Origin of the sequence: Skermanella rosea (assembly GCF_016806835.2) — a bacterium.
Lineage (GTDB): Bacteria > Pseudomonadota > Alphaproteobacteria > Azospirillales > Azospirillaceae > Skermanella > Skermanella rosea.
Genome location: NZ_CP086111.1, coordinates 2,601,140 through 2,613,680, shown reverse-complemented (window position 1 = coordinate 2,613,680; position 12,541 = coordinate 2,601,140). Strand labels below are relative to the sequence as shown.

General features: G+C 67.3%; 14 protein-coding genes. 5 read left to right on the top strand and 9 right to left on the bottom strand.

Annotated features, from left to right (window positions below; all coding sequences use genetic code 11):
* The first annotated feature begins 19 nt into the window (after positions 1-19).
* Positions 20-916, top strand: coding sequence for an adenylate/guanylate cyclase domain-containing protein (locus JL101_RS12005; protein ID WP_203095273.1), 897 nt, complete (start codon positions 20-22; stop codon positions 914-916).
* A gap of 13 nt (positions 917-929) precedes the next feature.
* Here the strand turns inward: JL101_RS12005 and JL101_RS12000 are convergent, their stop codons facing one another.
* Positions 930-1,691, bottom strand: a complete 762-nt coding sequence (locus tag JL101_RS12000) for a PP2C family protein-serine/threonine phosphatase (RefSeq protein WP_203095272.1) — start codon at positions 1,689-1,691, stop codon at positions 930-932.
* A gap of 309 nt (positions 1,692-2,000) precedes the next feature.
* Here JL101_RS12000 and JL101_RS11995 point away from each other — a divergent pair, with 309 nt between their 5' ends.
* Entirely contained in the window at positions 2,001-2,258 is a 258-nt protein-coding gene (locus tag JL101_RS11995) for a hypothetical protein (RefSeq protein WP_203095271.1), read from the top strand.
* Positions 2,259-2,307: 49 nt separating this feature from the next.
* Positions 2,308-3,276, top strand: coding sequence for an ATP-grasp domain-containing protein (locus tag JL101_RS11990; protein WP_203095270.1), 969 nt, complete (start codon positions 2,308-2,310; stop codon positions 3,274-3,276).
* Between the two features lie 68 nt (positions 3,277-3,344).
* Here JL101_RS11990 and JL101_RS11985 read toward each other — a convergent pair whose 3' ends face one another.
* The 3 genes from JL101_RS11985 to JL101_RS11975 all read right to left on the bottom strand — a co-directional run bounded on the left by JL101_RS11985 (position 3,345) and on the right by JL101_RS11975 (position 6,420).
* Entirely contained in the window at positions 3,345-4,124 is a 780-nt protein-coding gene (locus JL101_RS11985) for a 2-keto-4-pentenoate hydratase (protein ID WP_203095269.1), read from the bottom strand.
* A 119-nt stretch (positions 4,125-4,243) separates the two neighbouring features.
* On the bottom strand, positions 4,244-5,641 hold the full coding sequence (locus JL101_RS11980) for an HlyD family secretion protein (RefSeq protein ID WP_203095268.1): 1,398 nt from the start codon (positions 5,639-5,641) through the stop codon (positions 4,244-4,246).
* Positions 5,642-5,670: 29 nt separating this feature from the next.
* Positions 5,671-6,420, bottom strand: a complete 750-nt coding sequence (locus tag JL101_RS11975) for a peptidylprolyl isomerase (RefSeq protein WP_203095267.1) — start codon at positions 6,418-6,420, stop codon at positions 5,671-5,673.
* A gap of 164 nt (positions 6,421-6,584) precedes the next feature.
* On the opposite strand from JL101_RS11975, the gene JL101_RS11970 reads away from it, so the two are divergent.
* On the top strand, positions 6,585-8,144 hold the full coding sequence (locus JL101_RS11970) for a S10 family peptidase (protein ID WP_203095266.1): 1,560 nt from the start codon (positions 6,585-6,587) through the stop codon (positions 8,142-8,144).
* Positions 8,144-8,746: a hypothetical protein gene (locus tag JL101_RS11965; RefSeq protein WP_203095265.1), complete on the top strand. Its 603-nt coding sequence runs from the start codon at positions 8,144-8,146 to the stop codon at positions 8,744-8,746. Before JL101_RS11970 ends, JL101_RS11965 begins: the two co-directional genes overlap by 1 nt.
* A gap of 12 nt (positions 8,747-8,758) precedes the next feature.
* On the opposite strand, the gene JL101_RS11960 is transcribed toward JL101_RS11965, so the two are convergent.
* The 5 genes from JL101_RS11960 to JL101_RS11940 all read right to left on the bottom strand — a co-directional run bounded on the left by JL101_RS11960 (position 8,759) and on the right by JL101_RS11940 (position 12,446).
* The gene (locus JL101_RS11960; protein WP_203095264.1) at positions 8,759-9,610 is read right to left on the bottom strand and encodes a fumarylacetoacetate hydrolase family protein; all 852 of its coding nucleotides are present in this window, start codon (positions 9,608-9,610) and stop codon (positions 8,759-8,761) included.
* 37 nt (positions 9,611-9,647) lie between these two features.
* Positions 9,648-11,180, bottom strand: a complete 1,533-nt coding sequence (locus JL101_RS11955; protein WP_203095263.1) for a UxaA family hydrolase — start codon at positions 11,178-11,180, stop codon at positions 9,648-9,650.
* Between the two features lie 65 nt (positions 11,181-11,245).
* On the bottom strand, positions 11,246-11,740 hold the full coding sequence (locus JL101_RS11950) for a GAF domain-containing protein (RefSeq protein WP_203095262.1): 495 nt from the start codon (positions 11,738-11,740) through the stop codon (positions 11,246-11,248).
* Between the two features lie 117 nt (positions 11,741-11,857).
* Positions 11,858-12,145, bottom strand: coding sequence for a HigA family addiction module antitoxin (locus JL101_RS11945; protein ID WP_202679541.1), 288 nt, complete (start codon positions 12,143-12,145; stop codon positions 11,858-11,860).
* Positions 12,146-12,167: 22 nt separating this feature from the next.
* Positions 12,168-12,446, bottom strand: a complete 279-nt coding sequence (locus JL101_RS11940) for a type II toxin-antitoxin system RelE/ParE family toxin (RefSeq protein WP_203095261.1) — start codon at positions 12,444-12,446, stop codon at positions 12,168-12,170.
* Positions 12,447-12,541 lie beyond the last annotated feature (95 nt).

The window sequence follows — 12,541 nt, the reverse complement described above, 5'->3', positions numbered from 1 at the left end:
CGAGCGGGGTGGCGCGGTCGTGACGGTCCAGTCCGGCGAGTCCATGGCGGTGATGTTCGCGGACGTTTGCGACAGCACGCGCCTTTACCAGGTCCTGGGAGATGCCGCCGCGCACGCCCTGACGGAGCGGTGCGTCGGCCAGATCATCGAGGCGACCGAGCGCTATTCCGGAACCGTGGTCAAGACCATGGGCGACGGGGCGCTCAGCACCTTCCCGTCGGCCGACACCGCCTACTGCGCCGCCGCCCACATCCAGGAAGCGCTGCGCGGCACCGAGCCGAAGGTCAGGATCGGCTTCACCATCGGACCCGTGATCGTGACCCCGGGCGACGTGTTCGGCGCCACGGTCAACCTCGCGTCCCGCCTCGCCGCCCTCGCCAGCCCAGGCGAGGTGCTGATGACCCGCGCCTGTGTCGACGCCCTGCACCCGGCCTACCGGTCCAACACCCAGCGGCTCGATTCGGCGGTGGTCAAGGGCGGCATCGACGCGGTCGAGATCTACCGCACCCTCGGCGATCCGGAGAACGTGACCGTCGCGGCCGGCCAGCTCGATGGCGCCAGCGGCAAGCGCCGGGGCATCCTGATCCTGACCCACCGGGGACGCCAGCTCCGCCTCGACACCGGCTCGGCGCCGGTGCTGATGGGGCGCGACGTCGGTTGCGGGCTGGTGATCAACAGCGACTGGGCTTCGCGCCGACATGCCACGCTGGAGATCATGAACGGCCGGTTCACCCTGACCGACCACAGCACCAACGGCACCTTCTGCCTCGACGAAAGCCAGCGCCTGCTGGTGCTGAAGCGGGAACCGACCTACCTGCTGACCTCCGGCCTGATCTCCCTCGGGATCGCGCCGGCCGAGGACCCGGACAATGTCATCCGGTACCGTTGCGGCACGATCGAGGGGGAGGCCGGATAGCGGGGGGATCCCGTCAGTCGAACCGAACCAGGGCCACCGTCACGTTGTCGCGGCCGCCATGGGCGTTCGCCTCCTCGACCAGCCGGCGGCAGGCTTCTTCCAGCGGCAGCGGCTCGATCAGGATGTCGATGATCGTGTCGTCCGGGACCATGCCGTTCAGGCCGTCGGAGCACAGCAGGAAAATGTCGCCCGCCCGGGTCTCCTCGACGGATACGTCGGCTTCGGCATCGTCCGCGACGCCCAGCGCCCGCATGATGATGTTGCGGTTCGGCGGGGCACCCGATCGGCCGGCATCCACCCAGGCCTGGTAAAGGCTGTGGTCGTGGGTGATCTGGTCCAGCCGCCCGCCGCGAAGCCGGTAGAGCCGGCTGTCGCCGACATGGAAGACGATGGCCGGGGACAAGCCCGACGGCAGCCAGAACCCGACGATGGTCGTGCCCATCCCCCGGTTGTCCGGCAGCCCCCGCTCATGGTTCAGGCCGACGATCCGCTGGTTCGCGCGATGGACAGCGGTGCGGGCGATCTCGATCGATCCCTCGGTTCCCGTCCGGTCGAACCCGTCCGGCACCGGCTCGTATTCGAGGATGAAGTCGTTGACCGCCTCGATCGCTGTCCGGCTGGCGATGTCGCCGCCGACATGGCCACCCATGCCGTCCGCGACGAGGACGAGGCCGAGATCCGGATCGATCTGGAACGAGTCCTCGTTCTGGGAGCGGACGCGGCCGACATCCGTGAGGCCGGCATACTGAACTGAGCGGGGTCTGGTGCCTGTCATTCAAGAAATCATCCTGATCGGGGGCCGGCGCCCGTCGGGAGGCAGTCCGGTCCACCCTGAGTTAATGTCATTCCCGTCCGAGTGACTCAAGATAAATATAAAATTGAAGGAAACCGTGCCGCTTCGGTGTCTAACCTTCTGGATTTGCCACCGCAGGCGCTGGCCCGGACGAAGCCATGGACGAAGCCCGAAACAAATGGTACATCGACTGGTACGGCACCCGCTACGACATATGCGCGCGACCGATTATTTCCTTCTGGTTGCAACCTCGGCTCGGTATGGCGACGGCATGCGGCAGGGAGTTTGTCCATGGGCACTGATCTGAACTTCGACCAAAGCGGGAAATCCGGCGGCGACGCGTTCGGCCATGGCCATGCCGGCTCCTCCGGGGTCGGCGGCACGGGGTCGGGCTCGGCATCGGCCGGCGGCGGGTTCGGAGCCTCGTTCGGCCAGGCGGGCGCGTCCGGGTCCGGCGGCGACGGGTATTCCTCCGCCACCGCGGGCGGCGCGCTGGGCGGGGGAGCCGCCGACAACACCGCCATCGGCTCCATCAATATCAGCTTCTGACCACCTCGGTTCCTGACCGGTCGGCGACGACCCTGCGGAGATGCCCGGAATGACCGCGAAGATTGCCCTGTTCGCCAACCAGGACAGTGCCCAGATCGCCGAGATCGCCGCCGAGGTGACCGCGCTGGGGGCCGAGCCCGTGGTCCTGGACATCCAGGTCGGGCGGCCGGGCAAGCCGACGGTCGCCATCGGGGCGCCCGGTTCCGCCGCGGCAGCCCGCTGGGGCGACACGGACTTCGGTGACATTCGGGCGGTCCATATCCGCTGCACGGCGCCCCGCACCCTGCCCGTCCTGCCGCCCGTGCTGAACGAGGCGAGCTATGCCGAGTACCGCGTGTCCTACATCCAGGAACAGGCGCTGAACGCCGCGACCTACGGCTTCTTCGAGCATCTGCACCTGGGCGGCCGGCTGGTGATCAACCGGCTGACTTCCGCTTACATCGACCACAACAGCAAGGGGCAGTTCTACGAGAAGCTGCGCGCCGCCGGCTTCCGGGTGCCGAGGTCGCTCAGCACGAGCTGCCCGGACGAGGCCGGGCGTTTCCTGGACGAAGTCGGGGAGGCGGTCGTCAAGCCCGCCATCGGCGTCGGCTCCACCCGCAGCGTCACGGCCGAGGACAGGACCCGGCTGGACGAGCTACTGCTGTGCCCGGCGCTGTTCCAGCATCGGGTGCCCGGCTCCACCATCCGTATCCACATCGTCGCCGACCGCGTCGTCCTGCCGCTCCGCATCCTGGCCGACGGCGTCGATTCCCGGACCGCGACCCGAGGCTTCGAGCCGGTGACGCTGGACCCGGCGGAGGAGAAGGCCATCGTCCGGGCCAACCGTGCCCTCGGCCTGCACTATGCCGCCTGGGACGCCATCCTGGACGATGACGGCAAGCTCACATATCTCGACTGCAACCCCGGCCCGTTCGTCATGTGGCTGCCGCCCGAACACCGCCACACCGTGTTCGGCGCCCTCGCCCGCTACCTCGTCGCGTTCGCCCGGACCGGCACGCTGGAGGCGGCGGCCTAGGCGCCGCAACGCCGCGTGATGAAGCCGGGAGCGCATGATCGAGCATCAGCCTGACGGCATCATTCGTATCAAGCGCCGGTAAAGGCCACGCGGACGCTGCCTGTGCCGCCGAACACCGCCTCGACCACATCCCTCGGCCGGACGGGCTGGATGCCCGTACAGGTGCCCGTGCTGATCCAGTCGTCGGCCAGCAAGCCGCAGCCACGGCGGGAGAGCGCATTCGCCAGCCAGGTCAGCGCCGTCACCGGGTCGCCGAGGACGGCGGCCCCGGTGCCGGCGGCGACCTCCCTGCCATTGACCATGCAGCGGACCGGCAGCGCCGGAAGATCGAGACCGCGCCAGTCAGGGATCGCGGCACCGGCGACGAAGGCGACGTCGAGCGCATGGTCGGCGATGCACCAACGGACATCCCTGAACGCCTCCGGCGGCAGGTACAGGCCGACGAGTTCGATGGCCGGATGCACGCTGCCCACGGCCTCGACCACCTCTTCGGGCGCATAGGGAAGAGGGCGCGGCGGCAGCGGACGGGCGAGGCGGAACGCGAACTCGCACTCCACCCCCAGGACGCCTTCCGGGACGGGCAGTTCGGCACCGGTGCCGTGGCAACGCGGACCATACAGGGGTCCGGCGAACGGCTCGTCGGTGCCGATCGCCTCCTGGACCGGGCGGCTGGTCGCGCCGATCTTCCAGCCGCACACCGGTTCGTCCATGGCGGCCCGCACCTCGTCCTGAAGGCGGTAGGCCTCGTCCACGTTCGCCGGCGGGTGGCCCGGAAACTCCCGGAGCGCGCGGCCCGCCTTGCGGGCGCTTGCCAGGAATTCGGCTTGTTCGGTGAGAGAGATCGTCATGGCGGTATCCTGCCCTGCCGCGGGCCGATCCCGAACACAAATTCGCTGCGGCGATCATCGCAGTGGTGGTATTCCGGCACCGGTAAGGAGATCCGCGGTGTCGGCGGCCATCCGGGACCTCAGCCCTCTTCCTTCTGGAAGAAGCGGGAAGCCGGGGCGAACAGGATTTCGATCAGGCGCTTTTCGCCGGTCTTGATCTCGGCGGTGCCCTCCAGGCCGATCTCCAGCGTCTTGGTCACGCCGTTCAGCCCGGTCACCGTCTCGCGCTCCAGCGCCACCTTGACCAGGTACATGGACTGCCCGCCGGGCTGGCTGTCCGGCTTGGCCGCGATGTCGGCGACGATCCCGTTCTGAACGCCGTAGTCGACTCCCGGATAGGCGAAGTACTTGATCTGCACCCGTTGGCCGCGCCTGATCCGGCCGATGTCGCGGTTCTTGATCAGCACATGGGCTTCCAGCGGCGCCGTGTTCCGCACCATGGTGAACATCGGCATGCCGGGATTGATGATCGTGCCGCGTTGGACATGGACCGCCGTCACCACGCCGTCCACGACGCTGCTGTAGAGCGCCTTCTCGCCGTCGTAACGAACACCCGGGACCAGCGTGCGGGATTCCAGCAGTCGGTTGGTCAACTCGTCGATGCGGTCGCGGATCAGCGCCTGGTCGCGCTGCCGGGCGCTCTTCAGGTTCTCGATCTCGTTCTCCAGCCTGGACTGGGAGAAGGTCTGCGCCATCTGGACCCGTTCGGCCCGCGCGGTCTCCAGCGCCAGCCTGACGTTCTGTATGTCGGACTCGGCATTCACTTGCGCGCGCTGGAGATCGCTGACCCGGGTCTGGGCACGTTGAAGCTCCACCTGCGGGATGTCGCGCATGGCATAGAGCTGCTGCCGGACGCCCAGGTCCTGCCGGGCGTTCGCCAGATCCTCGTCGATTCCCTGGCGGTTGCGCTGGGTGATCTGGAGCTGGATCTCGATCTGCCGGATGCGGTTGTCGATCGCCCCCTGCTCGGTGGCGCGGCGCCGCTCCAGGTTCAGTCGGTCGAGTTCCAGCTGGCTCAGGCGGAAATCGTACTCCTTGGCCGCCTCCCGCTCCTGCTGCTGAAGGTCGGCGATCTGGCGCTGCATGGCCTCCTGCTCGGGCGTGGTCGCCGCCCGGATCTTCTCCTGGATCGTGGCCAGCGGATCGCCCGCGAACACCGCTGCGTTCTCGCCGGCCTCGACCGCCTCCACCAGCCCGCCGCCGACCGCCTGGATCATCATCGCCTGCCGCTGGAGCATCAGCGGCGCCTCCACCGTCGTGTCCTTGGTCGCGAAGAAGGAATAGATCAGCATTCCCAGCAGCGTGAAGAACAGGACATAGACCGGCGCGCGGAACAGCGGGTTCGGCGAGGAGAACAGCAGCGTCGCCGCCTTCAGCGGATGCCGGTCCTCGTCCCGCGACCGCTTGGCCAAAGCCTTGCCGGCCGGCTTCGGCGGCGTCCGCTTCCGGATGGGTTTCGCGGGCTTCGCCGTTGCCACGGAACGGCCCCGATCCCGGATCCCCACGGTCACGCCGGAGCGACGCAGACCTGATGGCGCAGCCACTCCTCGAAGATGTGGTCCTTGATCTGCTTCGTCAGGGCGTCGTTCAGCTTGGTCACGGTCCGCGAATAGACCTTGTAGATGGTCCACAGCCCGTTTTCGGAGAACGGGCCGATGATCTCGTTCTCACCGCAGGCGAAGGCCCGCTCGTCCACCTCGGCCGGCAGCATGCCGCGCTTCAGGTTGCCGATATAGCCGCCGCTCAGCCTCGTATTGTCATCGACCGAGTAGGTCCGCGCCAGCTCCACGAAATCAGCCTGCCGGGCGCCGACCGCAGCCAGCGCGCGCTCCGCGTCGGCCCTGGTGCGGCAGGCGATCCGCGCGATCGAGACGGAGGTGAAGCGGGCGCTGTTCTGGCGGTAGTGATTCTGCACCAGCTCCCTGGTGACCACCAGGTCGCGCAGCCGCTCCCGCCGCATGTCGGCCGCCAGCGTGTCCAGCCACTGCTCGCGGGTCAGGCCGAAATGCTTGAGATAGGAGGCGAAAGCGTTCTCGTCCCACAGCGCCAGCATCGTCTTGCGGCCATGGACCCTTTCCTCGATCTCGACGTCGGTCAGGCTGACGCCATGCTCCTCCAGCTTGTACTCGACCACCCGCCGTTCGATGATCTCATAGATCGCGGTGCGGAAGGTCCCCTTGGCCTTGAGGTGAAGGATCACGTCGGCGACCGTGATCGGGTCGCCTTTGACGGTGGTAACCGCAGTGCCAAGTTCCATGTTCCACCAGAAGCTTGATCTTCTTGGACGTCCTCGAAGCGCATCGGAAAGTGTTTAGCTCAAATTAGTTACTTCATTGTGACCGGAATGTCGGATCATCCCGCACCCCGGAAGGTTGAGGTTTCCAAGAACCCGTCGTCGCAGCCAGTCAGCGAAGGTCCCGGATGCTCCAGAACTCGCCGCCCTTTCCCCGTCGGTCCTTTGCCGCAGCCCTGACGGCCGCTTGGCTGCTGGCCGGCCCGCCCGTCGCCGCCCAGGAGATGCCGCTGCAACCACCCGAGGAAACGGAGGAGGCGGCGACACCGGCTCCCGGTCCGGCCCCGGATGCCGCCCCGGCACGCAGGCAACTGGCGCTCGACTTGGCCGGCCGCCGGCTCGACTACACCGCCACGGCGGAGATGATGCCGATCGTCAACGGCCAGGGGGAAACGACCGCCCGCATCTTCGTGGCCTCCTACATCGCGCGCGATGCCGGCCGCTCGGACCGCCCGGTGACTTTCCTGTTCAACGGCGGCCCCGGCGCCGCCTCCGCCTTCCTGCATCTGGGCGTGGTCGGCCCCAAGGTGCTGGTCACCAATCCGGACGGCACGCTGGCGCCTCCGCCGGCACGGCTCCAGGAAAATCCGGAAACCTGGCTGGCCTTCACCGACCTCGTGTTCGTCGACCCCGTCGGCACCGGCTTTTCCCGCGCGACCGGCAAGGAGGACGACGCGGAGAAGCGCTTCCTCGGCGTCCAGGGCGATGTCTCCAGCATGTCGGAGATCGTCAGGCTCTGGCTGACCCGCAACGGCCGCTGGGCCTCGCCCAAATACATCGCCGGCGAGAGCTATGGGGGCTTTCGCGCGGTCCTGATGGCCCGCCAGCTCCAGCGCGACGCCGGCATCGCGCTGAACGGGCTCGTCCTGGTCTCCCCGGCGCTGGAATTCTCGCTGCTGCGCGGGGGCGACTTCGACCTGCTCGGCTGGGCCATGACCCTGCCCTCCATGGCCGCCTCGGCCCAGGCGCTCGGCCGGGGCGACGGAACCTCGCTGGAGGAGGCGGAACGTTTCGCGCTCGAAGGCTATCTGGTCGGCCTCGCCTCGATGAGCGAGCCGGACAGCGAGGAGGCCAAGGCCTTCCACGCCCGCGTCGCCCGACTGACCGGCGTGCCGGTGCACGTGGTGGAGCGGTTCCGCGCCAAACTGCCGATCCAGCTCTTCGCCAAGGAGTTGCCGCAGGAACCGGGGCGTGTGGTCAGCCTCTACGACGGGACGATCAGGACTCCCGACCCCAGCCCCGAACGCCAGTCGGTCGGGTCCGACCCCTTCCTGGACGCCCTGATCGCTCCCTACTCCGCCGTGTTCAATGATTACGTCCGGACGGAGCTGGGCTTCGAGACGGAGGTGCCCTACCGGCTGCTGAACCGCCGCGTCTCCGGCGAGTGGAACTGGGACCTCGGCCGGCAGCAGGGCTATGTCGGGGCGACCGACGAGCTTCAGGAAGCGCTGGCGGTCAATCCCGACATGCATGTCCTGGTGACCCACGGCATCACCGACCTTGTGACCCCCTACCTGGCGTCGCGCTGGCTGATCGACCAGCTCCGCCTGCCGGCCGAGGTCAAGGCGAACCTCGCGGTCAAAACCTACCCGGGCGGCCATATGATGTATATGCGGCCCGAGCAGCGCCGCCTGATGAACGAGGATGTCGCCCGCTTCTACGGGCAGTCGGCGGGGGGACGGCGGTGATGGCCCGCCTGGCCGCGGCGCTCCTCCTGGTCTCGGCGCTGCAATCCGCCGTCCTGGCCGCTGCCGCCCTGGCGGCCGACCTGGAGACCCTGGGGCGCGTCCGCTGGGGCATGAGCCCGGCCGAGATTTCCGACGCCCTGGGCGAATCCGCCAACCCTTTGCCCGGCCGTTGGGACTTCGGACGCTACTTCTCGGAAACCACGGTCGAGGATGTCGAGGTCGGCGGCATCCCGTTCCGCGCCTTCCTCCAGATCGACCGCCGGACCGGCGGCCTGGGGCAGATCCTGCTGGAACGGCGCGGCCGGCAGGCGACGCCCGTGGTGTTCGAGGACATCGTCCGGGCCCTGACCGACCGCTATGGCGAACCGGAGGAGACGGCGCGGGACGGCGACATCGCGGTGCCCAGCGCCGTCAGGATCGTCTGGCGCCTGCCCGACTTCACGATCAACGCCAGCTTCTTCGACTTTCGCACGACCGGCATCGTGTCGGAGAACCCGAACGTCGATCGGGACCCGCTGACGCCCTTCTCCGAGCGCCAGCGGAACAACCCGCGTTTCCTGCCCCGCCGGGCCCTGATCCGCTTCAACCCGCCCGGGGGCTGAAGCGGCGGGCCGTCACTTGCCCGAGTAGGCCTCGACTTTCTGGACCTGCTCGCCCAGCCCCTCGACGCCCAGGCGCATGGTGTTGCCCGGCTTCAGCCACACCTGCGGCTTCTGCCCCATGCCGACGCCCGGCGGCGTCCCGGTGGAGATGATGTCGCCCGGCAGCAGCGTCATGAACTGGCTGCAGTAATGCACCAGGTGCCGAACGCCGTAGACCATGGTCTCGGTCGTGCCGTCCTGGAACCGCTTGCCGTCGATCTCCAGCCACAGCTTCAGCTTCTGCGGGTCGGGGACCTCGTCGCGGGTCACCATCCAGGGGCCGATCGGGCCGAAGGTGTCGGCGCTCTTGCCCTTGACCCACTGGCCGGACCGCTCGATCTGGAAGGCCCGCTCGGACACGTCGTTGACCACGCAGTAGCCGGCGACATAATCCAGCGCGTCGGCCTCCTCGACATACTGGGCCTTCTTGCCGATCACGATGCCCAGCTCGACTTCCCAGTCCGGCTTGGTGCTGTTCTTGGGGATGATCACGGTGTCGTTCGGACCGCAGATGGCCGATGGCGCCTTCATGAACATCACCGGCTCCGGGGGAACCGGCAGGTTGGATTCCGCAGCGTGGTCGGCATAGTTCAGGCCGATGCACAGGAACTTCGACACGTTGCCGACGCAGGGGCCGATGCGGGGATTTCCCTCCACCAGCGGCAGCGTCGTCGGGTCGATCGCGCGCAGGCGATCGAGCGAGGCATCGTCCAGCGTCGCCGGCCCGATGTCGTCGATCACGCCGGACAAGTCGCGGATGCGGCCTTCGGCGTCCAGGATACCGGGCTTCTCCGCACCGGGCGGGCCATAGCGCAACAGCTTCATGGTGTCTGGTTCTCCACTTCTTTTCTGGTCCAGGATTTCACATTACCGCGCCGATCTGCCACGGCACGAACTCGTTGTCTCCGAAGCCCTGGGCCTCGCTCTTGGTCGGCGTACCCGACGCCACTTCCAGAATCTTCCGGAAGATCTTCTCACCAGCCTGCTCGACCGTCTCCAGCCCGTCGGCGACCGTCCCGCAGTTGATGTCCATGTCCTCTTCCATGTGCTCGTACATGGTCGTGTTGGTCGCCAGCTTGATGCAGGGCGCCGGCTTGAACCCCGACACCGAGCCGCGCCCGGTGGTGAAGCACACCACGTTGGCCCCGCCCGCCACCTGGCCGGTCGCCGACGCAGGGTCGTAGCCTGGCGTGTCCATGAAGACGAAGCCCTTGGCTGTGATCGGCTCCGCGTATTTGTAGACCTCCACCAGGTTGGTCGTGCCGCCCTTGGCGGTCGCCCCCAGCGACTTCTCCAGGATGGTGGTCAGTCCGCCGGCCTTGTTGCCGGGGGACGGGTTGTTGTTCATCTCGCCGCCGTTGCGGGCGGTGTAGCCCTCCCACCAGCGAATGCGCTCGACCAGCTTCTCCCCGACCTTGCGGCTGACCGCACGGCGGGTCAGCAGGTGCTCGGCGCCGTAGACCTCCGGAGTCTCGCTCAGGACCGCGGTGCCGCCGTGGCGCACCAGGATGTCGACCGCGGCGCCCAGCGCCGGGTTGGCCGAGATCCCGGAATAGCCGTCGGACCCGCCGCATTGCAAGGCCACCAGCAGCTCGCTGGCCGGCTGCGGGGTGCGGGTGAATTCGTTCGCCAGCGGCAGCATCTCCATCACGCGCTGCCGGCAGAACTCGATGGTCCGCCGCGTGCCGCCCAGTCCCTGGATGTTCATGGTCTGGAACATCGGCCCGCGCTCGATGCCGTAGGCTTCCAGCAGGAAGTCGATCTGGTTGACCTCGCAGCCCAGCCCGACCAGCAGCACGCCGGCGAAGTTGGGGTTGCGGGCATAGCCCCACAGGGTCCGTTGGAGGTTCGCGTAGCCTTCCCCGCTGTCGGCCATGCCGCAGCCGGTCGAATGGGTGATCGCGACGACGCCGTCCACGTTGGGGAAGGCATCGAGCGCGCCCGGCTTCTCGAACTCCGCCGCGATGTAGCGCGACACCGTGGCCGAGCAGTTCACGCTGGACAGCACGCCGATATAGTTGCGCGTGCCGACCTTCCCGTTGGCCCGCTTGAAGCCCAGGAAGGTCGCCCGCTCCGCCTCCGGCACGTAATCGACCGGCTTGACATCGGCGCCGAACGCGTAGTCGCGCGCGAAATCGTGCATTTCGACGTTATGGACATGGACATGGTCGCCGGGGGCGATGTCCACCGTCGCGAAGCCGATGATCTGATTGTACTTGCGGATCGGCTCGCCGGCCGCGATCGGCTCGATCGCGATCTTGTGCCCGCGCGGCACCTGCCCCCGGCACGCCACGTCGCCGACCCCGATCGGCGCCCCCGGCAGCATGTTGACCCGCGCCACCACCACATTGTCCGCGGCGCTCAGACGGATCGTCAGCGGCTGTACATCGGACATTCCCGTTCCCTCCTGATCCATTCCCTCCGGAGGGCTTTGCAGTCGCCTCCGCTGATCTCTCTTGCTTATCTTATATGGTCGACAAGCACCGCGACCAAAGCCTCGCACCCGGCCCTGTCCTGCTCGTCGAACCGCCCCGGCACCGGACTGTCCAGGTCCAGCACCCCGATCACCCGGCCATCCACCGCGATCGGCACCACCAACTCCGACCGAGACGCGGCATCGCAGGCGATGTGTCCGGGAAAGGCATGGACGTCCGGCACCACCTGGCTGACGCCCTGCTCGACCGCCGTCCCGCAAACGCCTTTGCCGACCGGGATCCGGATGCAGGCCGGCTTCCCCTGGAACGGCCCCAGCACCAAGACGCCGTCCTTCATGAAATAGAAACCGGCCCAGTTCAGTTCCGGCAGCCCGTGATAGATCACGGCCGCCATGTTGGCGGCATTGGCGATCAGGTCCGTTTCCCCCGCCATCAGCCCGCCGAGCTGGGACTTCAGGTCGGCATAGATTTCCGGCTTCGGCAGATCGGCCGCGGGAGGCAGGAAGGTTTCGGCCGGCATCGCGATGTCCCCAGGCGCTTCGGTTCGGCCGCTAATCTGGACCAGGACGGACTGGTATGTCCAGTCGCACCGGCTCATGGGCGGCATGCGCCGCAGGGGCGGAAGGGCTACGGCTCGCTACGCCGCCCGCGGCTGGACGTCACGTTCTATATCGCCGCCGCGGTCCCTGGCCACGACGGACAAATCGTAAGCTTGCTGAAGATTCATCCAGAACTCGGGTGACGTGCCGAAGTAGCGACCCAGGCGCAGAGCCGTATCAGCCGTGACGGCGCGTCGTTCGTGGATGATTTCGCTGATACGCGTAACGGGCACACGCAACGCCGTGGCAAGGGCATTCGCGGATAGCCCAAGGGGAGCCAGGAATTCTTCGCGCAACACTTCTCCAGGGTGGGTCTTCAGTCTCATGTACCCTCCAGGCTGATGATCGTCAGTGATAATCTACGATCTCCACGTCGTCGGCACCGTCGCCACTCCATCGGAAGCAGATGCGCCATTGTTCGTTTATGCAAATACTGTGTTGCCCGCAACGATCTCCCTTCAACGCTTCCAGCCTGTTGCCGGGAGGGCTGCGAAGATCATCCAGTGCGATCGCGGCATTGATCATGTCGAGTTTACGCGAGGCCACTTTCGAAACTGACGAAAATCTCCTGGCAGATCCGAGCCGGAAAAGCTCCTCGGTGGTCTTGTCACGGAAACTCTTTATCATCGGGTGACGGTATATCGCCGCGCGTTAAACGTCAAGCGTTGAGCCGGACGGCGGCCTGTCCCTTCCATCGCAGGCCGGCACCAACATCCCGTTTC